Source organism: Stenotrophomonas lactitubi (assembly GCF_002803515.1).
GTDB lineage: Bacteria > Pseudomonadota > Gammaproteobacteria > Xanthomonadales > Xanthomonadaceae > Stenotrophomonas > Stenotrophomonas lactitubi.
In genome coordinates, this window is the sequence record NZ_PHQX01000001.1 from 2252020 (window position 1) to 2276449 (window position 24430).

14 protein-coding genes are annotated in these 24430 nt (G+C 65.0%); 10 read left to right on the top strand and 4 right to left on the bottom strand.

Annotated features, from left to right (window positions below; translation table 11 throughout):
- Positions 1–4: 4 nt before the first annotated feature.
- The 10 genes from CR156_RS22955 (at position 5) to CR156_RS10655 (ending at position 19220) form a co-directional block, all read left to right on the top strand.
- Positions 5–229, top strand: coding sequence for a DUF1799 domain-containing protein (locus CR156_RS22955; RefSeq protein ID WP_165780988.1), 225 nt, complete (start codon positions 5–7; stop codon positions 227–229).
- Positions 226–5199, top strand: coding sequence for a tape measure protein (locus CR156_RS10615; RefSeq protein ID WP_100552838.1), 4974 nt, complete (start codon positions 226–228; stop codon positions 5197–5199). The genes CR156_RS22955 and CR156_RS10615 overlap by 4 nt, the downstream gene beginning before the upstream one ends.
- Positions 5196–10817: a hypothetical protein gene (locus CR156_RS10620; protein WP_100552839.1), complete on the top strand. Its 5622-nt coding sequence runs from the start codon at positions 5196–5198 to the stop codon at positions 10815–10817. Before CR156_RS10615 ends, CR156_RS10620 begins: the two co-directional genes overlap by 4 nt.
- A gap of 20 nt (positions 10818–10837) precedes the next feature.
- Positions 10838–11059 carry a hypothetical protein gene (locus CR156_RS10625; RefSeq protein ID WP_100552840.1) on the top strand — a complete coding sequence of 74 codons (222 nt, stop codon included), beginning with the start codon at positions 10838–10840 and terminating at the stop codon, positions 11057–11059.
- Positions 11060–11503: 444 nt separating this feature from the next.
- Positions 11504–13033: a hypothetical protein gene (locus tag CR156_RS10630; protein WP_133120082.1), complete on the top strand. Its 1530-nt coding sequence runs from the start codon at positions 11504–11506 to the stop codon at positions 13031–13033.
- Between the two features lie 10 nt (positions 13034–13043).
- A complete protein-coding gene (locus CR156_RS10635) occupies positions 13044–13841 on the top strand; it encodes a hypothetical protein (protein ID WP_100552842.1) in 798 nt (265 codons plus the stop codon).
- 285 nt (positions 13842–14126) lie between these two features.
- On the top strand, positions 14127–15173 hold the full coding sequence (locus CR156_RS10640; RefSeq protein WP_243381793.1) for a sigma-70 family RNA polymerase sigma factor: 1047 nt from the start codon (positions 14127–14129) through the stop codon (positions 15171–15173).
- 79 nt (positions 15174–15252) lie between these two features.
- Positions 15253–17727, top strand: a complete 2475-nt coding sequence (locus CR156_RS10645) for a TonB-dependent receptor (protein ID WP_100554141.1) — start codon at positions 15253–15255, stop codon at positions 17725–17727.
- Positions 17714–18514 (top strand): ChaN family lipoprotein, encoded by an 801-nt coding sequence (locus CR156_RS10650; protein WP_100552843.1) that lies wholly within the window; start codon positions 17714–17716, stop codon positions 18512–18514. Before CR156_RS10645 ends, CR156_RS10650 begins: the two co-directional genes overlap by 14 nt.
- The gene (locus CR156_RS10655) at positions 18507–19220 is read left to right on the top strand and encodes an energy transducer TonB family protein (protein ID WP_100552844.1); all 714 of its coding nucleotides are present in this window, start codon (positions 18507–18509) and stop codon (positions 19218–19220) included. Before CR156_RS10650 ends, CR156_RS10655 begins: the two co-directional genes overlap by 8 nt.
- Here the strand turns inward: CR156_RS10655 and CR156_RS10660 are convergent.
- The 4 genes from CR156_RS10660 to adiC form a co-directional block, all read right to left on the bottom strand.
- Positions 19217–19651: a RidA family protein gene (locus CR156_RS10660; protein WP_049464364.1), complete on the bottom strand. Its 435-nt coding sequence runs from the start codon at positions 19649–19651 to the stop codon at positions 19217–19219. The two genes, CR156_RS10655 and CR156_RS10660, sit on opposite strands and share 4 nt — an antisense overlap.
- A 114-nt stretch (positions 19652–19765) precedes the next feature.
- Positions 19766–20668 carry a cation diffusion facilitator family transporter gene (locus CR156_RS10665; protein WP_100552845.1) on the bottom strand — a complete coding sequence of 301 codons (903 nt, stop codon included), beginning with the start codon at positions 20666–20668 and terminating at the stop codon, positions 19766–19768.
- A 28-nt stretch (positions 20669–20696) separates the two neighbouring features.
- Complete coding sequence (locus CR156_RS10670) at positions 20697–22985, bottom strand: Orn/Lys/Arg family decarboxylase (RefSeq protein ID WP_100552846.1); 2289 nt, start codon at positions 22983–22985, stop codon at positions 20697–20699.
- 20 nt (positions 22986–23005) lie between these two features.
- Positions 23006–24358 carry an arginine/agmatine antiporter gene (gene adiC, locus CR156_RS10675; protein WP_099821496.1) on the bottom strand — a complete coding sequence of 451 codons (1353 nt, stop codon included), beginning with the start codon at positions 24356–24358 and terminating at the stop codon, positions 23006–23008.
- Positions 24359–24430: the final 72 nt, after the last annotated feature.

Below are 24430 nucleotides of genomic sequence, written 5' to 3' on the forward strand. Positions count from 1 at the left end.
GGTCTTGGATGAGAACTGGGAAGTCGTCCAGCTGTTCGTGCGCTGCAAGCCCCGTTGGATCACCGGCATGCACGCCCCGGTTTACGACGGGATCGACGCCCGCGAGATCCAAGCCGCTGCCTTTCTCCAGGGCATTGCCCCGCACCTACTGCCGGACCTGATGTCATCGCTGGACGTGCTGATTGGCACCACGGCCATGGCCCATCGCGAAGCCTCGGATAGCCCGTGAACCCAACCGTCACCCTCCGCCTCGATGCCGACAATAGCCGCCTGGTGCCTGCCGTTCGGGCCTCAGACGCAGAGCTCAAGCGCCTGGGGGCGACGGCGGGCACAACCGGCGACCAGGCGCGGCGTGGTGCGGCGGGCATCTCCAGCATCGGCACGGCGGCGGATTCCACCGCTCGCCGTGTCTCTGCTGTATCCAGCGCGCTCGCCTCCGCGCGGGCAACGGTGGCCACCTACATCGGCGCACAGACGGCCGGCGCCCTCATTTCCGTTGCGGACAACTACGCCAACATTTCGGCGCGCCTCAAGCTGGCAACAGATGGACACAAGGCCTACGCCACCGCGTCTGCCCAGGTGTTCAACATCTCCCAGCGCACCGCCACTGCGCTCGACAGCACCGCCACGCTTTACGCGCGTCTGTCCCAGTCCACCGCTGAGTACGGGATCACCCAGCAACGGCAGCTGGCGCTCACTGAGTCCATCAACAAGACCTTCGCCATCTCCGGCGCCAACAACGTCGCCACCGCCAACACCATCGTCCAGCTCAGCCAGGCGCTCGCTGGCGGCGTGCTGCGTGCAGAGGAATACAACTCTGTTGTGGAGAATTCTCCGCGCTTGGCCAAGGCAATGGCCGATGGCATGGGCGTGTCGATGGGCGAACTGCGTAAGCACGTCAACGACGGCAAGGTGACGGTCGATCAGATGGTGGCGGCGCTTGAGAATCAGTCCGCCGTCATCGCCGCCGAGTTTGAGCAAATTCCGCTTACGGTCGGTCGCGCCATGGAACTGCTGCGCAACAGCGTCACGAAGTTTGTCGGCGAGTCCTCCCAGGAGCTGGGTGCCAGCGGTGGGCTCGCCCAGGGCATCGCGTTCCTGGCCAACAACATGCAGCACCTGGACCAGATTGCCGGCGTCCTGGCCGTCGCCCTGGGAAGTCGCCTGGTGGTCAGCCTGGCCAGGGCTACGGCCGAGAAGATCACGGCCGCCGCTGCCTCGCGGGCGCTGGCGCGTGAGGAGCTGGCTGCAGCCCGTGTAGCTGAGCAACAGGCTGCAGGCCGCCTGTCGGCCGCCCGTGCCGGCATGAATGTGGCCGGCGGCGTCGCTGCGGCCGAGCAAGCCCTGGCTACCGCGCAACTGCGCACCGCCGCTGCTGCCCAGGCCGCGTCCGTTGCGCTCACTGCGAAGTCTGCTGCTATGCGCGGCCTCAATGCAGCCATGGGCGCATTTGGTGGCCCTGCAGGTCTTGCGATCACCGCGCTTACGTTGTTCGTCGCCTGGGCCATGAACAGCAACCAGAAGGCGCAGGAACTGTCTAAGACCGTCACGGCCGGTTTTCAGCCAGCCATGCGGGTACTGCAGGAGTTCAATCAGCAGACTGCGAACACGTCATTCGCGGAGCTTTCAAACACCGTTGAGACCATTGAGGCAGCGCGCCAGGAGATCAAGAACCTGGGCGATGAGTATGAGCGTCTGTCTGCAACGCGCCGTTCGTTTGAAGCGCGTGATCGTGCTTTGCCATTCGGCTTCGACAAGGAACTGGAGGGCGCATCGGCGGCCATTGAGTCTGCGCGGCTTCGCCTGGACAACCTGACAAAGGGCTATGACAGGGCCATCTCGGTTTCGGCCGGTCTAGTGCTTCGCACAGCCAACGTCACCGACGCTACTGACGCCCAGCGCCGCTCCCTGGAGGAGCTGCTCAAGCGTCAGGCCAATCAGGGCCAGACTCTGGAGCAAACCCGGCCACTGCTGGAGCAGTGGGCAAAAGATCAGCTTGGAGTGGACGGCGCCAACCGCATCGCGGCGGCAAGCTTCGACACTGTGGCGTCAGCCGCGCGCAACTCTGGCGCTGCGATCAAGGCGGCATTGCAGTCGGTCAATGAAGGCCTGGACAAGCAGATCCAGAGCGTCCAGTTGGACCTGATCGAGAAGACCCAGGGCAAGGCCGCCCGCATGCGTGCGCAGTTCATCACGGAGAGCGCGCAAAAGGGGCTGGACCCAACCAGCGCCGACTATCAGCTGGCGCGGGCCAAGAACGAACAGCTCATCCAGCTCACCCAGACGCTGGACAAGCAGAATGCGGTCACCCGCGACCTGACGCGTACCCAGACCGAGGCCAAGCGCTCCGGCGAGCAGGCCGCGCGCCTGGCAGAGCAGCAGGCCGACTCCCAGGCCAAGTACACCCGTCAGGCTGCGTTGGCCGCTGCCGAGCTCTCCGGGCCAATGGCAGCTGCCCAGGAGCAGCACAAGCAGCGCATTGCCGAGCTCGACCGCGAGCTGGCCAAGCACCTCATCACCCAGGAGGCCTACGCCAGCCTGGTGAAGTCGTCAGCGGCCGAGCTGGCCAAGAATGCCGCCGAGGTCACCAAGCAGCAGCAGGCGCCTACAGCATTGCTCGATACGCTGAGCGGCGAGGTGCAGCTACTGGGCGTGGTCGGGATCGAGCGCGAGCGCCGCGCTCGCCAGCTGCGCAACGAGCAGGACATGCTCCAGGCGATCAACGAGGCCAACAAGGCCGGCGCCGGCATCAACGCTGAGGCAACCGCAGGCCTGGTCGCCCAAGCTCAAGCGTGGGCCAATGCTTCGATTCGCATCGAGCAACAAACTGCCGATCTGGAGGACTGGGCCAACGTTGGCACCCGTGGTGTGGCGGACGTGGCCGATATGCTGGCCGATATGTTCAGCGGCGGCCTGGACAAGTCTGAGAGTTTCTTTAGCCGCTTGAAGGACATCTTCAAGCGTGGCTGGCGCGACATCGTGCGCACCATGCTTGAGCAGAACCTGGTGCGCCCGTTCCAGGAGGCCCTCACCAACGCCATGAATGGCGCACTGGCTGGCGTGTCGCGCGGCCAGGCGGATGGCAACTGGCTATCGAAGATCGCTGGCATGTTCGGTGGCGGCAACCAAGGCGGTGCCGGCTCCAGCTGGATGAGCAGCCTGGCCAACATGATCGGCGGTGGCCGCAACCTCACTGGCACCAACGCCATGCTGGCTGGTGGCGGCTGGCGTGCCGGCGTGGCCGCCCCCGGCAGTATGGCGGGCTTTGGCAACAACGTCGGCGGCTTCATTGGCACTGGGGCTGCTGGCGGCGGCGCGGCGTCCGCGTCGATGGCCGTGCCGATCATCGGCTGGGTTGTCGCGGCCATGATGAAGAATGCCGAGCTGTTCGATCAGGGCTGGGACATCGCCAACGGCGAAAGCTGGGGCGGCAAGATCGCCACCCTGGGTGCGGTGGGTCACGTCGATAAGATGGCCCGAAAGCTCGGCCTGAACGCCAAAGCGGCGTCCATTCTGTCCGGCTCCTCGATCCATGCCGCCTTGTTCGGCCGCAAGAAGCCGCAGATCCAGGCGCAGGGCCTGACCGGCTCGTATGGTTTCGACGGATTCGCTGGCCAGTCCTACGCCGACATCAAGGCCAAGGGCGGCTTGTTCCGCAGCGACAAGAAGTGGACCGAGTATGGCCAGGTCGATACCACGATCACCGACGCTTTCAGCCAAGCCACCGGGCGGGCGCGTGCAGGCGTCATCAGCCTGGCCGAACAGCTGGGCGTGGACATCAACAGCCAGCTGTCCTCCGTCCGCGTAGACCTCGGCAAGGTTCAGCTCGATGCGGACCCGGACAAGGCCCAGGCGCAGCTGGAGCAGTTGATTACCGGCGCGGCCAATAACCTGACCGGGCGTGGCGTGTCGATCCTCGGTTTCGGCGACTTCCTCAACAAGGGGTTTGAAGCCGGCGACGTGATGAACAGCCTGGCTGCGTCCATCGAGCTGATGACCGGCAACGCCCAGGAACTGGGCCGCGTGCTCAATGCCCAGGAAATCGACCTGGTCAAGCGCACGACAACCATGTTCCAGCAGATGGCCAAGGCTGCCGGCAGCACCATGGAGGAACAGGTAAAGGCGATCACTACTGCCGCTTCCTCCTACGGCAGCGTAGTGGGCAACGCGCAGCAGGAGATCGCAACCGATGGTTTCAGCGGCTTCGCCAAGTCGCTGCTGGCTGTGCGCCAGGAGGAACAGGAGCGCATCCGCACGCTGCAGCAGCAGGCCAAGGCCCTGGGCGGTCTGGCCGCACGCGAGCAGGATCTGGCCACCGTTCGCCAGGCCGCCCAGCTCAAGGCCGATGCGCTGGCCAGGTCGCTGGAATCCGAGCTGGTAGGCCTGGCACTCAACCGCGTCAACGATGAAATCGAACGCCTGGGCGGTTCCATCGACGGGACCAGCAGCAAGCTGCAGGACTTCATCAACTCGCTCAAGCTGAGCAGCACGCTGTCGCCGGACACCGACACGCAGAAGCGCTCCACGGCATCGGATCTGATGCAAAGCGCCGCCAGCGCCGGCAACCTGGAGAGCTTCACCCAATACGCCCAGCAGTTCCTGGAAGTCAGCCGCAAACTCAACGCGAGTGGACAGGGCTACCAGGTGGACTACGCCCAGGTGCTGGAGCTGGCCAAGCGCTTTGGCGGTGATGGCACCGCCGCGTCGCTGCAGCAGCTGTACGCGCAAAAGGCTGCCCTGGAGCAGCAGCAGGAAGCCGCCGCCCGCCTGGAGCGCGCTCAGCGCATCGCCCAGGGCGTGGCGGATCTGGCGGGCGCCCGTGGTGGCGATCCGCTGGAGATCCTGCGCAACGTCACTGGCATCAGCGCTGAGGCGCTGGCGAAGGATTTGGGCCTGACCACGGACGAACTGGCCAAGTACCTGCAGAACCAGCAGACCGACATCACCGACCTGGCAGAAATCCTGTTCGATCTGCCCAAGCGCATCGCCCAGGAAATGGTCACGGTGCTGACCGACAGCCGCGTTCCGGTCCCGGCGTCGGCGGCGCCGGGCGTTGGCAACACGCCTGCAGCACCAGCTGCGCCGGTCGCGCCGGGGCGTGGCTACGCCGATCCCTCCTATGAGGTGCTGCTGCAGGTCCGCGACGGCATCCAGTCCCTGGCTCGCCAGGGTGAACACAACGCTTTGATGGCGCTATGAACCGGAAAGTATTGCTCGTAGAAATCGGTGGCCAGGGCCTGCCTGCAGTCACGCCTGTGACCCGGCAGCCGTCCAACTGGGTGGCGTCGGCCAAGCCCGCTGTTGTGGTTCCACCGGCCGAAGGCGTGGAGACCAAGCCGGCAGCGGATAGCGTGACCATTACCTGGAACGCCTCGCCGCTGGCTGGTGCTGTCTATGTCCTCTGGCGCGCGGCCGATGCAGGCGGTAAGCCGGGTGAATGGAAGTACGTCACCAAAACCTCAGACACGCGTTACACCTACACCGAGGCCAGTGGTGTCGTGAGCTGGTGGAAAGTCACTGTCCAGGTGAACGGCGTTTCGTCCGCAGATTCCACGCCCAAGGCTCAGGCCCCCGTGGTGCCGCCGACCACGGCGGAGCTGGTCCAGCTGCAGGGCAAGATGGACCAGGGCCTGCGTGACCTGGCACTGGCAGACGCTGCCGAGGCACAGCAGCGTATGGCGGACTTCCAGGCAGCCCAGGCACAGATCCTGGCAGAGAGTCAGAAAAGTGCGGCCGCCGTGGGCGAAGTGGCCAAGCGTGCCGAGGATCTGGCCACGAAGGTGGCCGACGAGGAGCGCGCCCGAATCCAGAGCGTGCTGAACGAAAAAACCGAGCGCACCGCCGACATCCGCGCGGTCAACACGAAAGTCCAGGACGGCCTGGATTCGATGGCGCGCTCGTTGGCCGAGGTCGCCGCAGGCAGCGGCACGCAGTTCGACTCTGCCGGCATCTGGCACTTCAACGCCGGGCTGGAAGGCTGGACGGGTGTGTATGGCGCCCCGACTATCGCTGACGGCATGCTGCGGCCAATCAACACCACCAACAACTCCGGCATCCAGTCCCCGGCGCCGCTCAATATCGACGGCGCCGCCTATCGCTTCATCAAGCTGCGGATGCGCAAGGTGGGCAATCCCGCCTGGATGGGGCTGATCCGTTGGATCACTGAGGCCGACCGGGAGTGGAACGAGTCCAAGTCCACTTCCATCCCTGCGCCCGCATTCGACGCCAACGGCGTCGCCGTGCTGGACGTTGACCGCCTGCCGTGGAATGGCCCCTCGCCACTGCGCGCCATCCGCCTGGCACTGACGGGCGCGCAGACGGCCAGCGCCTACATCGAATACGACTGGATTGCCGTGGGCCGTCCGTCGCCTGGCGCATCCGTCGCCATGGTGCAGCAGGAAAGCGATGCGCGCACCGCCGCCCTGGCGGCTGAGGCCGGCCAGCGCAACACGCTGGCCGTGCAGATGCGCGGGGACTACACCGGCAACGATCCTGCGAAGCTGACGGGCGGCCTGGCCTACAACGAGATGAAGGCGCGTGTTGGTGCAGACGATGCCCTCAGTCAGCGCCAGTCGGCTGTGGAGGTTCGCCTGCCTGCAGGGACGGGTGCGCTCGCGTCGGAGGCCAAGGTCAACACGGTCGAACAGGCAAGCCTCACCCGCGACGAAGCTATCGGCCAGCGCATTGACCAGGTCAACGCGACTCTACCTGCGATGATCGCGCAGGGCAGCAACATGATTCTCAATGGTGGCTGGGACCAAGGCAGCGCTGTGGGTTGGTCCTACAGCAACATGGGCGGTATTAGCATCGCTCCCGAAGGCCGGACAGGTAGCTGCTTGAAGGTCACCGCACCCGCAGGTGGCCGCAGCATGACTGCTAATGGTGCGACGGATCGCAACATCCCCGTGGTCATCGGCAAAAAGTATCGTGTCAGCGCGCACTACAGAACCGATGCGGCCTATAACGGCACTAACGACAACGGCAAGCTCAGAATCGCCGACCAAACTGATGCACTGATCGCCGGCCTGGGGTTCTTGGCAAATCGGACCGAGTGGACGCGACTGGAAACGGTTGTGGCAGTGACTTCAACCGGCGCACTGCGCGTGTACGTCAACACGAACCACACCGCAGGTACATTGTGGGTCGATGATGTCGCCGTTGAGGAAGTAACCGAGGTTCTAGCGGTCGCCGATGGCCTCAGCTCGCTGAGCGGAACTGTCACCCAGCAGGCGGGTCTCATCAGCGCACAGTCGGGGCTCATCAGTGCCCTGCGCACCGACGTGGATGGCAAGGCCACCAACGGCGCACTCCAAGCTCTGCAGTCCCAGGTGACGCTGCAGGGAAACACCATCACGAGCCTTGGTAGTGCCATCACCAGTGTCACTGCGTCCCTGGCAAACATCGGCGGCGACAACCTGCTGCCAAACAGCAGCTTTGAATCCAGCCAGGCGCCCACCAGCACACTTCCCGATTGGTTTGCCTCCAACAACATCGCGCAGACGGTTAGCTATGGCGATACCTACGCGGTGTCTGGCTCCAAGCGCGCGATTCAGATTGGCTCCACCAACGCATCCACTGCTGCCAGCCAGTACATTGGCGTGGAAGTGGCCACCGCCAACCGGCCCAAGATCGTAGCCGGCGCCAAGTACACCTTATCCGTGTGGGCCTGTCGCATGACGGCAACTGCGGGCAACTTGCAACTGCTGATTCAATGGCTGAACAGTGCCAATGCCGGCATCGGTAGCTCGCAGTTTGTGCAGTTCACCGATATGTCAGACGTGATGAAGCGTTACGCCAACACGTTCACCGCACCGGCCGGCGCAGTTGCGGCCCGCATCTTCGCCCGCTGTGTCTCCACGGCCTCCGCACAGTGGTTGGCGGTGGCGCTGGACAATGCAATGTTCCAGCAAGGCGAGGTCGCCACCAACTGGACTCCAAGTGCCACCGAGATTGCCGCCCAAACAAGCGCGAATGCGGAGGCAAATAGCGCTCTCAATGCACGTGTCACCAACGCTGAGGGGCAGTTACTGTCCCAAGGCGCCGCACTGACTGCGGTTCGTGCTGGCATCGGAAATGCGACTGTTTATGACATCACCGCCAATGCGATGACTGCCAGTCAGCCGACCGGGGGGCCACGATCATCTGGCACAAGAAATGCGTCCGGTGCACCAGTTGGTGGAGCGGCGCGCGGCATAAATGTGCTGGTGGTCGCGGCAGACAGCACCCTGGGCGAACGGAGGACGTTCGACACCTACGGCAATGGGCAGGCAGCCTGCGCCAGCTTCAATGATTGGTACGACAACGGCTTGGCGGACAATCAGTATTTCATTCTGTTCACCAGCGACCACACGGGAACGTTGAGCAACGCCGTCGGCGCCGACATCGTTGGTACCAGGGATCGCCTCGTCGATGCAGGAGCTTCTCGGCGCAATCTGGAGGCGCTGGCTGGCACACGCATGTTCATCTTGGTTGGGCGCAAGCGCATTGGTGAGGGCGCAGGTATCCAGCGGCTATCGCCGCCACAGACTGCTGGGCGCGTCGATCTTTGGACTGAGCTCATCGTTGAGTTCGTCAACGGCCGTCCGCAGGGGAGCCTGGACGTGTCCGCGCTGGAAAAGGCGGCGCAGGCAAACGCGGCAGCGACCTCCAGCTTGGAGGCGCGCACCCTGGCGAATGAGAACAGCGTTACTTCGCTGGGCCAGTCGATCACCAGCGTCAATGCCAGGATCGATGGCATCGGCGGCGACAACCTGCTGGCGAACAGCAGCTATGAAGTCTCGTCCAGTGACACGTCAGATCCCACGGGCTGGCAGCGCGAAGGGAACATGGCCAACGTCGTACTGAAGTACATTCCGTCCCCCTTGTCGGGTGGCGGCCGCGCGATCCGCCTGGAAGCGAATGCCACGGCAGTCGGTCAGTATCTTGGCCTTGCCACTCGCAACGACAACGGCTGGGTTCCGGTTCGGCCCAGAACCCAGTACGTGCTGAGCAGCTACGTGCGCGCCACTGCGGGAACCGGGTTGCGCATGTACGTTCAGTGGCGTAACGCGGCTGGTGTTATCAAGGCAACAAGCACCATGCCTAACGTGGTGGCGACTTCGGAATGGCAACGCTTGGTCTTTCAGGCGGACACCATGGTTGACGATGTCGTGGAGGCTCGGCTGTTCGTGGGTCGAATGCACGCGACGGCCGTCCAGGGCGTCGCCATTGAGCTGGACAATGCGCTGTTCCAGGAAGGCACCGCAGCAACCGGCTGGGTGCCCAGCGGCAAGGAAACAGCAGCGGCGGCAGCGGCAAGCTCTGCGGCGACGGCGGGCCTTACTTCGACCGTGACTCAGCAGGGGCAGCAGCTCACCGCACTGGGTCAATCCGTGACGGGCGTCCAGGCCGAGATTGCAGGAAAGGCCAGTTCCTTAGCAGTCCAAACACTTGAGGCAAAGGTCAGGAACCAGGGCGGTGCCGGCAACCTTCTTGGAAACTCCCAGTTCACTGGGCCTGATACGGCGGGCTGGCCCAATATGTGGACACCTGACAGTGCCACCGGAACGCAGAAGTACTTCGCGCGCGGACCTGGCTTCACTTCCGGCGCTGTTGATCCGGGCGTTCCATATGGGATGCAGGCCCTCATCGTGTCCGGAACCACGGCTGTTAACGGCACAGTGTTCGTTTGGCCAGCGAGCGACGCGCCAATTGAGCCGGGAAAGACCTACGTCTTTTCGGCATATGCATCAGGGCAGCGTGCAAGGGTGACGATGGAGTTCCTTGACGCCAATGGCGGCTCACTGTCACAGCACAACTCGCCTGATACCTACTTGGCTGGTGGCGGAAACAGCATCAGCTCATACAGCCGCCTTTGGGTAAAAGCAGTCGCGCCGGCTACGGCTGTGCGGGCCCGTGTAATTCTTGTCAGCCATCACGTCAACAATGCGCATTGGTTTGTTCGTTGGCTGCGCCCGATGCTGTCGATGGTAGACAAGGATTCCACCGAGCCGCCGGAATGGTCAGCAGGCGGAGCCGAGAGCAGTGCCAAGTGGGGCATTGCGCTCGATGTGGACGGCAACTTGGCCGGCATGGAGATCGAGGCAAGTGGCCATCGTAGTGAGATGCGAATTTTGTCGCAGGTATTGCGCATCATCAGTCCTGGAACGCCGGATGGAATGGAACTGCAGGATGGATACCTGCGGGTCTGGCGGGGCAACGTGCAACGCATCATCGGCAATGGTTTTGGGCCCGATGGGCTGATCGACTACTTTGGCCCTAACGTCGGCGCTGCCGGCGCCACCAAGCAGAATGCGACTGTGTGGATGGATGTGTACGGAGGGGCCTACTGGGGCGGCGCCATCGCTGCAGGCATCCGCCGCAATGCAGCGCAGTCCACCACCACACAGACCGTCGGCGTTTCGATTGTCGTTGGACCATTCAGCACCAGCGGGCGCAACAAAAACGTGGTTGTCAGCTATCAGCGGACGGTGACCCGCAGGCACGGAAACATGAATGCCACGGGCTTTGTCGCGGGCGGCGGTCGGAATGCTTGTGCGGTGAACGTCTATCGCAAGCTCGGCAACAACGCTGAGCAGTTCTGGACCAGCTTTGAAGCCAGCGGCGGTGTGATGCTGATGAACGAGCGCGATGGCCCTGACATCGCAACTTCCCGCTGGGCAGGATCGGTGACCCTTAACGACAACGAAGGCACGCAAGACCGTACCTATCGTGCCGAGATCGTTGGATTCACGGAGCAGGAAGTGCGCCACGAGTCGGGCAGCTTCACCGGCCAGGACATCTCGGCCAGCCTCTCGTTGGTGTCTATCGAGGAGTGACCCGTTCGGGCGGCCGGGCAATGCCGTTCATCCATCAAGAGGAAACAACCATGCGTTTTGATGCTCGTCTGTACCTTCGCACCGAGTCTGCTGACCAGCCCGGCGTGAACCTGCAGTTCCGCCCGGTCAGTCAGCCGAACATGCCGCAGATCAATCTCACGGTCGATCCGGCTGATGCGGCCACGCTCAGGGTCGGTTCTGTCTACCGCTTTGAGGCAATCGAAGTTCCCCAGGAGGGTTGATTCATCGTGCGTACCTTTGGCCGTTGGGCTGCGTCTCCGCTCGGTGCTGGTCTACTGGTAGAAGATGGCGGCTTGACCGTGTCCTCTCCGGGCGCGGTTGTTCTTGCCCGTGTCGCCAGGAGCACCTTCCCGCTTGCCGGTCCTGCAGGCGCAGAGTTCATGCTGTGGGGTGATGATCCTCTCACTGCGATCATCGGCCTCTGCAACAACACAGCGTCGTTGTCATCTGAGCTGGGGGCATTCAATGGGGTGGGCTGGAAGCTGCACACCGGCCAGGTGGTTCGCAACGGCGCTGTGATTGCCAGCGGCCTGCCAATCCCCCTCAAGGGAGAGGCACTGGGCGTGCGCGTGCTGCCTGGCACACCCGCACAGGCTCAGTTCTATCGCGACGGCCAGCAGGTGGCCAGCGTTGATGTCTCAGCGGGTGGCCCGTACTACTTCGCCGTGTCCATCGCCGCTACGAAAGCGCGCGGCCTGCGCTGTGTCGTGAACGCTGGCCAGTGGCAAGGGCTCAGTCCGGCCGCAGTGGCGGGATGGGCTCAGGCTGCCGATCCGATTCCCACGATCCGCGTCGCAAGTGAGGACTACATGAGCGCGGCCAGCGACTCGCCTGCGAACACCGCATTCGCTGGAGTTATCGCTACCGAGGGCCTGAGCACGATCAGCGCAGTTTCGTTCTGGATGTGGGGCAATGAGTCGCGTGCCGGCAGCGCCCAGGTCCGTGTGCAGGACGCCGCAGGGATGCTGGATGCCGCTGCGCTGTCCGCTATTCGTGACGTGCCAGTTACCGTGCGCCAGGTCGAGCAAGGACAGTCGATGGCGGGTGCTGTGCCCGTCGCCCGCTATGTGCTGGATCGAATCGAGGTGGAAGACGACAGTTACAAGCGCCTGACTTTCAAGGACGCGCACAGTGACCTGGATGAGCCGCTGAGCAGGTCCGTGTTTCTCCCGACCCACGGCGAGAGCATTGCTTGGCAGCCGCAGCCCGTGGTGATCGGACTGGTGCGAAGCGTGCCTGCCACGGCGGTAAACAGTGATGGTTCGCTGCAATGGATCTGCGATTCGCGGTTGCAATCAGTGATGAGTGTCCGGGACCGCGCAGTGGAGCTGGTTGCCGGCACCGCCTACAGCCTGGTTGCTGGTGGACAGCAGCTCTCCCTGCAGTCGCCGCCGCTCGGGCCGCTGACGGCTGACGTTTCGACCATCGGAGCCGACCGGCCGGCAACGCTTCAACAGTCGCTTTCCGACGTGTTCGGCCGTATTGGGAAAGCTGCATGGCAGAGCGCCGACGCGCTGGCCATCGACCAGGCTACGGGCTATGCCGGGGTGGGCTACTTTGCGGACGGCAACAGCACGCCGCGCGAGGCCTTGGCTGCGATCCTGGGCAGCTACTGTGCCGACTGGTGGCAGGATGGGGATGGCGTGCTGCGCCTGACGCGATTGATCGACCCTGAGAGCATTGCCGATGCAAACCTGGCATTCGAGCTCGACCTGGTCGAGCTCGCCGCTCCGCTGGTTGTGATGCCGGATCTGGCCCCCGGCCTTACCCGGCGGATGGGCTATCGGCCAAACGCTGTAGTCCTGGCCGACAGCGACATGGCCACCGGCCTGGACCAGGTGCCGCCCAGCATCCGCAAGGAACTGTCTGCCAGCCATCGTGGACAGGTGTACGCGGCCGGTGATCTTCCTGCCTGCTACCAGCACGCCGAGGCCGCGCCAGCGGTGGAGTCTTGTTTCGATAGCCGTGCTGACGCTCAAGCGGAGATTGATCGCGTCGTGAAGCTGTACGCGGTGCCCCGCAACTTCTACGCCGGCAGGATGACGGCGCGGCCCGACCTGCAGCTGCGGCCCGGCCAGGTCGGGCGCATCCGCTACCCGCGCTATGGCCTCGCCGCCGGTCGAAAGGTGATCGTCACGGCGGTAACCAGCAATCCCATCACTGGCGAACTGACCCTGAAATTCTGGGGCGCATAAGGACTGCCACATGCTTATCGGATTCTCCCCTGCAGGCGTCACCGCTGCCGTTGACGGCGCCACTGCCGCAAACCTTGCCGCCCTGGCCGATGGGCGCCCCACAAGCATCGCTCGGCTCAGCGGTGGGGCGTCGGCCGTCCGGCTGCGGTTGAGCTGGCCAGTGGCTGCAGGCATCCGCGTTGTCGGGGTGCTCGGCTTGTCCTGCCCGGTCGGCACCTCCCTCAAGCTCACGGGGCGCAAGGCTGGTGATGCCACGTTTGGCCAGGCCCTCGGTGGGGCCTCGGCCACGCAGAAGGTGGTTGAGCTGGTGGATGGAAGCCGGGCCGCCTGGTGGGTGCTTCCAGCGGGCACGGTGGCCCTGGTCGGTGTCCAGGTCGAGATTGGGGGGGCGAGCCTGGACGTGGGCGAGCTGTTCGCCCATCAGGCAGTAGACCTACCCATTGAGCCCGGCTCAGAGACGGAGCGGATCGACCCAAGCATTGTGGAGCGCACTCTGGGCGCGGGCATCAACGTGGTGGCTCGGCGTACCTACCGGCGCCTCCGATTCACCCCTCAGACCGACCGCCTGCAAGTGGCCCGCCAGGGCGGGCTTGGTGGCGGCCTGGACTGGGAGCGGCTGGCCATGGCGGCGGCTGGTGGCGCGCGGATGTCGCTGGTGCCGCGCTGGGGAAAGGATGGCGCCCTGGACACGGAGGAGCTCCATCGGACGGCACTGTATGGCACGGTGGTGGCCGGGTCCGCTGGGCACGCTGGCGGCAACCAGTTCCGCAGCGGCGGGTGGGTGGCCGATGAGCTCCCCCCGATTTGAGCCCCGCTTAAGGCGGGGTTCTAACCCCGTTTGAGGTGCTATCGAACGGTTAGGAATACGGGGCTCACAGGGTCAATTCCGCCCTGACGGGCCGGAGCTGGGGATTCTGCAAACCCCGTGTCCCGATTTCGCAGAGTGACTGTCCGCTTACATCCGCTCGGCACCGCAGCAAGACAGGCACACCCCGCCCCCACCTCTAGATGCAAATGATTCTTTTTTACTGTAAGGTAATGCCGCTGCCCTTGCCGCCGCGGGCTGTTCCCTTCCCCAGCCTTCGCCCGCCCCGTGCCCACGCCTGTCGAATCGACGGATGTCGCGCAGCTGTGCGCCGCCCATTACCGGCCGCTGCACGCCCACGTCCGTCGCAAACTCCCACAACGCAGTGACGCCGATGATGTCGTCCAGGAAACCTGGCTGCGTGTCGTCAAAGTCGCCGCCAGCGGCCTGCTCAGCAATGGCCGCGCCTACCTGTATCGCGTTGCCCACAACCTGATCGCAGACCACTATCGCCTGATCCAGCGGCGTCGCGAAGAGGCCTTGGACGACGCGCAGCTGCAGGCCATCGCCGATCCCGCCCCGTTGCCCGAGCAATGCCTGCTCGATGCCGAACAACTGCGTCACCTCGACGCGATCATCGCCGCCCTGCCGCCGCGCTCGCGCGAGGTGTTCCTGCTGGCGCGCGTCGAACAGCTCAGCCTGGCCGACATCGGCCGCCAGCTCGGCATCAGCCGGCAGACCGCGCATGGCCATCTGCTGCGCGCGCCGGACAGCGAACTGGGCGTGCGCATCGATGCCAACCGGCGTGCGTTGCAGCTGCGGCACGGCCAGGCCTGGTTCCAGGTCGCACCTGATCGCGACCGTCCGTTCCAGGTGCATACGCCGCACGGTACGGTCACGGCGGTGGGTACTGCCTTCGATATCGCGGTCAACGGCGATGCCAGCGTAGTGACCGTCACCGAACACCAGGTGCGCGTGGACAGTGGCTCGGGCAGCAGCGAAGCGGCCGCCGGCCAGCAGCTGCGCTTCGATGGCACGGCGCCCTCGGCCGCGCTTGCAGCAGCCCCGGCGCAGCTGGCATGGCGCGAACGCCGGCTGGCCTGGGTCTCCGCGCCGCTGGCTGACGTTGTCCAGGATCTGGATCGCTGGCACGGCGGCCGCACCTGGATCGCCGGCGACGCACTGCGGCGGCAGCCGGTCACGGTGCTGGCCGACGCGGATACGGCCGCGCGCAGCCGCGACCAGCTGGCCGCCGAACTGCACGTGCGCGTTGTCCGTATCGGCCCCAACCTGCAGGTGTGGCTGCCGGCGAAGGCATCGTCCGATGCACGCTGAACGCATCGACCCTGACATCCGGGCCGCTGCTGCGTCTTCCCAGGGTGACGACGCACTGCGTCACTCCCTGGAGCCCACGATGCTGTCCCACCGCCCCCTTGTTCTTGCGCTGTCTCTTGCCTGCGCCGGTATCGCCCCCGTGCTTGCTGCCACAGCGCAGGCGCAGGCAAGCGCAACCCGCCGCTACGATATTGCCGCCCAGCCGCTGGTCACCGCGCTGGACGCCTACAGCCGCCTCAGCGGCGTCGATCTGGTGATCGGCCGTGCCCTGCCGGCCAACCAGAGCGCACCCGCCCTGCAGGGGGATTTCGACGACACCCAGGCATTGGCACGGCTGCTGGCCGGCAGCGGCCTGCGCGCGCACTTCATCGATGCACGCCGTGCCACCCTCGAATCGGCGCCAGCCAGCACCGACGATGGCAGCCGCCAGACCGGCCCGCTGCGCGTGCAGGGGCGCACTGCCCATGCCATTGCTCCGGGTACCGGGGCGAGCCAGTACATTCCGGCCACGCAGGATGGCTTCGCGCCGAAGATCGGCAGCGAACGGGTCGCCATGGCCGAGCGCCAGGACGGCAACAGCCTGCTGCGCTCGATGCCCGGCACGCACAGCTTCCACTCGCGCAGCCAGCCCGGCCTGCAGGTCAACATCCGCGGCATGGCAGGTGCAGGCCGGGTCAACACCATGATCGACGGCGTCACCCAGACCTTCCGCAACAACGCCGGCCATGGCTCGGGCGGCCCATTCGCTTATGTAGACCCGTTCCTGCTGGCAGGCGTCGACGTTCAGCGCGGCGCGGTCAGCGGTGGCGACGGTGCCGGTACGCTGGCCGGCAGTGCCAACTTCCGCACCCTGGACATCGAAGACCTGGTCTCCGACGGCCGCAAGTGGGGCCTGCGTGCAGGCTACCGGCATGGCAACAACGGCTATGGCAGCGGACGTACCTTCGCCGGCGCCTGGCGCCACAGCGAAGACGGCGGCGATCGCCAGTTCGGCCTGTTGGCAGCAGCCAGCAGCAGCCGCAGCAGTGAATACGCAACGTCCCGTGGCCAGAAAAACAGCGCCGACCCCGGCAGCCAGCAACCCAGCAGCTGGCTGCTGAAGGCGCGCCTGCAGCCCAGCGACCAGCACCGCCTGGACCTGAGCCACATGCGCTATGAAAACGACTTCTACCACAACTATCCGTGGCAGATTTCCGCTCGCAACCAGCGCGCCAGCTACCACTACACGCCCTACTCGCCGTGGATCGACCTGCGCGCCAGTTTCGCCGCCAACAAGACTCGGCTGTTCTATCCGCCCGTGGAAGATTCCAGCTACATCGGCCGGCGTACCCACAGCAGCCTGAGCAGCTGGAACGTGGACAACACCAGCCGCTTCGACATCGGCGCCGTACAGGCTCGCTGGAACACCGGCATCAAGCACCAGTCGGACATCTTCGTTGCCGATACCCCCACCCTGCGTGGCGCCAACCCACAAGGGCGCAGCCAACTCGACAGCGTGTTCACCACGCTGGAGCTGCAGTACGACACCTACGCACTGTCGGCGGGCCTGCGCCAGGACCGCTACAACATCCGCGGCCACGTCCCCACCTGCTCGGATGTGCCTGGGCAATGCCTGGAGATCGGAGGTGGTGGCATCGACGTCGATCGCACCCAGCATGCGCTCAGCCCCAGCCTCTCACTGTCGGTGCAGGCCACTGACTGGATGCAGCTGTTTGCCGAAGTCTCGCGCACCTCGCGGCCGCCGCGCGTGCAGGAAATGTTCTTCGAGAAGATCCCGCTGGAAGGGATGAGCGATGCCGACGGCGTCGGCGCCAACCCCTTCCTGCGCCGCGAACGTTCGCGCAACCTGCAGTTCGGCGCCAACCTCAGCGCCAGCTCGCTGCTGGTCGACGGCGACCTGGCGCAGCTGCGCCTGACCCGCTTCGACAACCGCATCCGCGACTACATCAAGCCGCAGTACCTGCTGATCGTGCACCCGCCGGAAGTAGAACCGTTCGTGGTGCCGATCGACAGCGACCCGCAGCTCAACGCGTGGACCGACAGCCTGGACGTGGACGACTTCAGCACCACCACGCGCTGGATGAACCATCCCGGCGTGGTGCGCATGCGCGGCCTCGAACTGGAAGCGCACTACGCCAGCGAGCACTACCACGCCACCCTCAGCTGGACCCGCTCGCGCACCAGCGCGCCGGCCATCGAATTCGTCAACCTGGAAGACATCACCGCCCTGCCCGACCGCTACTGGACGCTGGATGTCGGCGGCCGCTGGTGGCAGCAGCGCCTGCAGGCCGGTGTGCGCGCCGAGTACTCCGGCCCCACCGAAGAGGGTTACGACTTCTTCCAGACCCGCAAGACCGGCGGCACCGGCGTGCTGCTGGACTTCTATGCCAGCTTCAAGCCACAGGCCAACACCACGCTGTGGCTGAACATCGAAAACCTGCAGAACAAGGCCTATGACAACAACGCCTCCATCGACAGCATCTTCAGCCCGATCCTGGACCGCGGCAACGGCCGTGGCCGTACCGTCTCGGTGGGCGTCAATGTGGCGTTCTAGCCGGCGCTGGCTGGGGCTGGGTCTGATCGCGCTGGCGGCGGCAGCCAGCGCGCAGCCGATGCCCGGCAAGGTGATCGACCTGGCCAGTGGCAAGGAGCTCGACCAGGCTGCCTTCGTGCAGCGGGTTGCTGCCGCCGAGCGCGTGCTGCTCGGCGAGCGTCACGATATCGATGCCGACCATGACGCCGAACGTTGGCTGCTGCAGGCATTGCAGCAGCGGCGTCCGCAGGGCGCGCTGGTGCTGGAGATGATCGCCAGCGAACGCCAGCCGCGACTGCAGCGTGTGCAGCGCTGGCTGGACAAGGGCAACCGGGCAGAACCGCAACGGCTGGCCGAACTGCTGGACTGGGATCCCCGCTGGCCTTGGACACGCTATGGCGGACTGGTACAGATCGCCACCGATAGCGGCATCCGCCTGCAGGGCAGCAACCTGTCGCGCGCTGAAGTCAATACGCTGCTGGCGTCATCGCCCGAGGTGGTGTTCCCGGCCGACGGCGCGCGGCAACGGTTGTCAGCAGTGGTGCTGGCCCAGCACGCCGACGCTGCGCCCATGCTCGACGGCATGCTCGCCGTTCAGCACGCGCGGGACACGCGGATGGCACGGGTGCTGATGCAGTCGCCGGCACCCGCCCTGCTCGTCGCCGGCCGCTGGCATGTGCTGCGTGGCACGGGCGTACCCGGTTATCTGCCAACCTCTGCGCCAGCGCTGGTGATCGCGCTGGCCTCAGTCGACGAAGATGTGGCGAGAGATGACGCTGATCTGTTGTGGGTGGTCGGCGATGAGTGAGCGTCGGCAGCACTGGCAAGCGGTGACGATCAGCGTCGGCCTGCACCTGCTGCCGTTGCTGCTGTTCGTCCACTGGGTGTCCACTCCGCCGCTGCCACCGCCTCCCGAACAGGACGTGCGCATCAGCCTGCGCCTGCTGGCACCGGCCACACCACCGCAGCCGGTGGAAGAACTGCAGGCCGAGCGCCCCAGCCAGGCGCAGCAATCGCGGGCGGCCGAAGCACGCAAAGCGCCCCCGCCGCCACGCGCCATGGCGGCACCCGAAGGCAACCTCGCCGCCAGCGAGAAGAATGGCGACGGCCACCAGCCCTTGCCCGTGGCCCCGCCAGCGGCCGCGACCGATGCCCGTTCCGCACCGGCATCGATCACGGCCGCACCGCCCGCCCCGGACGCACCACCGGCGGACTTCCAGGCCGGCGCCGCCAGCGACCAGTGGGAAGCCCGCCTGATGGCGCGGCTGGAGCGTTACCGCTACTACCCCGCCGTAGCGAGGTCGCGGCGCCAGCAGGGCACCGCATGGGTCAGGGCCAGCATCAGCCGTGAAGGCCACCTGCTGGCATTGCGCCTCGAGCAGCCCAGCGGACAACCGATGCTGGATGAAAGTGCGCTGCAGACATTCCGGCGCGCGCAGCCCCTGCCGCGGATTCCAGAAGAGCTGCCAGCTCCGCAGGAACTGGTGGTGCCGGTGGAGTACTACCTGCGCTAGGCGCTGTAGGCCTCGGCCTCGATCTCGAACAGCATTCCGTCCAACGCCAGCCGCGGCACCGGAATAAGCGTGCAGGTCGGTGCCGGGCGATTGGCCCAGCGCCGCCGCACCTGCCGGGCGATGATGCCCAGGCGATCCTCATCGTGGTCGACCACCAGGATCCGCAGTCGCGCAACATCGGTCAGATCCGCATGGGCCGAGCGCAGCGCGGTCTGCAGATTGTCCAGTGCCTGCGACACCTGCTCCTCGAAGCTGGGTGACAGGTTTCCCTGATCATCTTCACCACCCTGCCCAGCGATATGGATCACCCGCGCTGGCAGTCGCACCACCGCCACGTGCGAGTATCCGTTGGCACTGGGATCGTGCAGGCCAGGGGGATCGAACAGATCCAGCAGGCCATGGCTGAAGTCCGGAGTGGTCAGCAGGTTCATACCGCATGCCTCGTGGGGAATGCGAGGCAGTCTGCTACCTCAACTGCTGTTGAGGTCAAACCTATTGCATGCAACAGAGCGGCTCACCGCATGCAACGATCGGCTGCAACAACATCAGGTCCATGCCGGGTCCGCGGTGAAATCGATCGTCAGCCAGAACGTGCTGCTTCGCGCGTCCATCCGCACCGCGATCTCATCGCGCATCGCATCCACCTCACCCACCGTGCCCAGCGGCGTCGACGGCGAGGTCAGGATGTGGATCTCGATGAACCGCATGCGCCCCATCTTCGCGACATGGCTGGTGAAGCCGGCATAGCCATGCTCGGCCACGAATGCCTGCATCACCTGCTGCACACGCTCGTCCAGGTCATCGGGTGCCACCTGCAGCACTTCCCGCATGGCCTTCCACGCACTGCGCGCCGGCACCGGCAACACCGCAAGGCTGATCAGCGCCAGCACCATCGAATCCAGATACGGCACCCAGTGGTGCCACTGCCCACCGTGCAACGCCAGCGCCAACACGAAGGCCAGCACCACCGCCAGGCTCATCAATCCACCCAGCAGCCAGCCACGCACATCCAGCCACAGCAATGCCGACTGCAACCTGCGGGCACGCTGGGCCACGAACGCGGCCATGCCCAGGTTGCTGGCACTCAGCAGCACCGCCCACCAGAGGGCGGGCCCGAATTTCACTTCGTGCCCGCCGGTGGTCAATCCAATCACCGCGTTGGCCAGCGCGTACACGCAGGCCAGCGACAGGATCACTCCGCCCAGCGCCTCGACCATCGGCTCCAGATGCCAATAGCCGTACTGGAAGCGCGGGCTGTGTTCCCGCGCCACCAGCCGCAGCACCGACAACGACACCAGGGTCAGGGCTACGTCAACCAGGCTGTAGATGCCGTCGAACAGGATGGCCTGCGATCCCACCAGCAGGCCACCGATGAAGCCGACCGCGCTGACCGCCACGGTGACCCCGATCGAGAACTTCAGGATGCGTTGCTCGCGCGCGGTATCCATCGTTCGCCGAAGGGCCGACCGTACCGGCTCAGGCCTTCAGCACCTCCACCTTGTAGGACGGCACGTCGCCATCGCGCTCGATGATAAGGCCATGCACGTCCGACTCGAAGCCCGGGAAGCGCGCGTTCTGCTCGCGGGCGATGCGCAGCGACTGGATGATCGGCTCGTCGCGGTCGCCGAAGCGCTCGCCCGGCATGATCGTCGGAATGCCCGGCGGGTACGGCACCAGCATCGTCGCAGCGATACGGCCGCTGACCTGCTCGATGTCGACCCGCTCGATCTCGCCCTTCACCAGGTGGTTGTAGGCATCGGCCGGGGTCATCACCGGTGTCGGCAGGTCCACGTACATCTCGCGCATCACCTTGGCCACCGCGAACTCCTGGTTGAACGCATGCAACGCGTCACACAGGTCACGCAGGCCCCAGCCGGCATAGGCATGGGGGTAATCGGCGGCAAGCGACGGCAAGGCCTGGCTCAGCGGCGCGTTGCGGTCATACAGCTCCTTGAACGCCATCAGCTCGGTAACCAGCGTGCTCCACTTGCCCTTGGTGATGCCCATCGAGAACAAGAACAGCACCGAGTACAGGTTGGTCTTCTCCACGGTGATGCCGCGGCCCCACAGGAACTTGCTCAGCACTGCAGCCGGGATGCCCAGCTTGCCCATGCTGCCGTCCATCGACAGGCCCGGCGTCAGCAGGGTCACCTTGATCGGATCGATCAGCACATAGTCATCGACCAGGTTCTCGAACCCGTGCCAATGCGCATCGGGCTGCAGGTACCATTCCTCGCGCTTGGCCACCAGCGGCGCCGGCGTATCGCCCTTGTCCAGGCTGCGCTCGACCTTCGTCGGTTGCCACACGCTGAACCACCAGTCATCACGGCCCAGATCGTCGCGTACGTGCAGCATCGCACGGCGGAAAGCGATCGCTTCGTCATGCATTTCCTGCACCAGCGAACGACCGGCATCGCCCTCCATCATCTTCGAGGCCACATCACACGCTGCGATCACCCCGTAGTGCGGGCTGGTCGAGGTATGCATCATGAACGCTTCGTTGAAGCGCTCGGCATCCAGGTCACGGCTGGCCGAGTTGCGCACATGGATCATCGAGGCCTGCGAGAACGCCGCCAGCAACTTGTGGGTGGAGTGCGTGGTGAAGATGATCGCATCCTGCTCGCGCGGCTTGCCCTTGGCCATGCCGTAGTGATTTTCATAGAACGGATGGAATGCGGCATAGGCATACCAGGCCTCGTCGAAATGCAGGAAGTCGACCGCGCTGCCGATATCCTCAGCGATCTTCTCGGCGTTGTAGCACAGGCCGTCGTAGGTCGAGTTGGTCACCACCGCGATACGCGGCTTGGAGCCGGCCTGGTAGGCCTGGCTGGCCAGCGGATTGGCGGCGATGCGCTGCTGCAGTGCTTCCGGAGTGAACTGGTCCAGGCTGATCGGGCCGATGATGCCGTGTGCATTGCGGCTGGGCGTGAAATACACCGGCACCGCGCCGGTCATGATCAACGAATGCAGCAGCGACTTGTGGCAGTTCCGGTCAACGAACACCACGTCGCCGCGGGCCACAGTGCCGTGCCACACGATCTTGTTGGCCGTCGACGTACCGTTGGTGACGAAGAAGGTGTGGTCGGCACCGAAGTTGCGTGCTGCCTCGTTCTCGGCGTCCTTGATCGGGCCGGTGTGGTCCAGCAGCGAGCCCAGTTCCGGCACTGAAATCGACAGATCGCTGCGCAGCGTGTTCTCACCATAGAACTGGTGGAAGGCGCGCCCGACCGGTGACTTGGTGAAGGCCACACCACCGGCATGGCCCGGCGTATGCCAGGAATAGTTCGACTCGGCGGCGTGATGGATCAGCGCCTTGAAGAACGGCGGCAGCAGGTTCTGCATGTAGTCTTCGGCTGCTCGCATCACCTGCCGCGAGATGAAGCTCTTGGTATCTTCGAACAGGAAGATGAAGCCGTGGATGTACTTGAGCAGCTTGCTCGGCACCTTCTCGATGGTGCGTCGTTCGCCATACAGGAACACCGGAAGATTGGCGCGGCGCGCACTCTGTTCGCGCAGGAAGGCGGTCAGGCGCTGGAACTCGCCATCGACCTCCTCGCTGCCGTCGATCGAGATCAGCACCGCCGAAGCGGCCACGTAGGTACGGGCACCGGCACGGGCGTCATCCAGGTTCAGGCCGCACAGCACGCGCTGGTCATTGCTGCGCAGTTCTTCCACCAGCGCGCGGATGAGGATGCCGCCGATGCGCGGCGAATCGTAGTCACCATCAATGACGATGACCGGATAATCCAGGGACTTGAAATACACGTTGATTCTCCTTGTCTAACTCAGGAACGCTGCGCGCCGGCCGAAATCGCCGCCGCCTCGCGGGAACGCTGCCGCTGCTGGCGACGCTCCTCGCTGAAGAAGGGATAGAACACAGTGATGAACAGCACGAACAGGAAGGCGTACTGCACGATCGTTCCCGACGAGCCATAGATCGCCCACAGGCAGTACACGACCGTCAGGCTGGTGAGGGTCCAGAACGCACCGGTGTGCACCAGCGTGTGCGAACGTTCCACCACGAAATAGCAGGCGACGCACGAGTAGATGTACGGCAGCAGCGTCAGCACCACCGCTGCCGAGGTGATCACGTCGAACTGGGCCGAGGCGGTCTTCGAGGTGGAGGTCACCAGCACCGCCAGGGTCATCAGCACGGCCACGATCAGCACGCCCTTGACCGGCACGTCGTCCTTGTTGGTCTTGCTGAAGATGCTCGGGAACAGGCCATCATCGGACGCTGCCTTGGCACTCTGCGCGGTCAGCAGGATCCAGCCGCCCAGCGAGCCGGCGGCGCCGACGAAGGCACACAGGCTGACCAGCGCACCACCCCAGCCGCCCACGGCCTTGGCCGCTGCCAGTGCGAACGGCGCGTCGGAGGTCTGCAGTTCACCGTTGGGCACCATGCCCATGATCACCGACGAGCTGGCGATGTAGGCGATGGCGGCCAGGAACACACCGGCCAGGGTGGCGCGGGCCACGTTCTTCTCCGGATTCTCGACCACACCGGCGGTCACCGACGCCGACTCCACGCCGATGAACGCCCACAGGGTGAGTGCCGCCGCGCTGGAGATCGCACCGAAGTTGGACTCACCGGACACGTTGTAGGCGCCCTTGAAGATGTCGGCATCGAAGAAGAACCAGCCGAAGATGGCGATGCCCAGGATCGGCACCAGCGCGAAGCTGGTGGTGACCGTCTGCACGCGGCTGACGAATGCTGGCCCGATCATGTTGGCAAAGCTCAGCGCCCACACCAGGATCAGCACCGCGATGCAGCGCACCAGCGGCTCGGACAGGATCGGGAAGAAATAGCTGAAGTAGCCCACCGCCGCGATCGGGATGGCCACGTTGCCGATCCAGTTGGCGAACCAGTAGATGGTATTGGTCTGGAAGCCCATGTACGGCCCGAACCAATCGCGCGCGTACGCATACGGGCCGCCTGCCTTGGGTGCCAGCTTGCCGAGCTTGGCGAACACGAACGCCAGCAGCAGCGCCCCGGCGGTGGTGATCAGCCAACCCCATATCGAGGCGGTACCAATCTTGGCCAGGCTGGAGGGCAGCAGGAACACCCCTGAGCCCATCATGTTGCCGGCGACGAGGAAGGTGGCTCCGACCACCCCGATTTTCTTTGCTTCTGCCATGACAATCTCCTGTACCTGGCATGGGCCCGGTGAACCCGGGCGTGGGGAATGGCTACGCTGGCGTGCTGCCGC

Coding starts and splice junctions, on each gene's coding strand:
- CR156_RS10620 (WP_100552839.1), top strand. CDS start 5,196: ATGAACCGGAAAGTATTGCTCGTAGAAATCGGTGGCCAGGGCCTGCCT.
- CR156_RS10660 (WP_049464364.1), bottom strand. CDS start 19,651: ATGAACCTGCTGACCACTCCGGACTTCAGCCATGGCCTGCTGGATCTG.
- CR156_RS10655 (WP_100552844.1), top strand. CDS start 18,507: ATGAGTGAGCGTCGGCAGCACTGGCAAGCGGTGACGATCAGCGTCGGC.
- CR156_RS10650 (WP_100552843.1), top strand. CDS start 17,714: ATGTGGCGTTCTAGCCGGCGCTGGCTGGGGCTGGGTCTGATCGCGCTG.
- CR156_RS10665 (WP_100552845.1), bottom strand. CDS start 20,668: ATGGATACCGCGCGCGAGCAACGCATCCTGAAGTTCTCGATCGGGGTC.
- adiC (WP_099821496.1), bottom strand. CDS start 24,358: ATGGCAGAAGCAAAGAAAATCGGGGTGGTCGGAGCCACCTTCCTCGTC.
- CR156_RS10635 (WP_100552842.1), top strand. CDS start 13,044: ATGCTTATCGGATTCTCCCCTGCAGGCGTCACCGCTGCCGTTGACGGC.
- CR156_RS10645 (WP_100554141.1), top strand. CDS start 15,253: ATGCTGTCCCACCGCCCCCTTGTTCTTGCGCTGTCTCTTGCCTGCGCC.
- CR156_RS10625 (WP_100552840.1), top strand. CDS start 10,838: ATGCCGTTCATCCATCAAGAGGAAACAACCATGCGTTTTGATGCTCGT.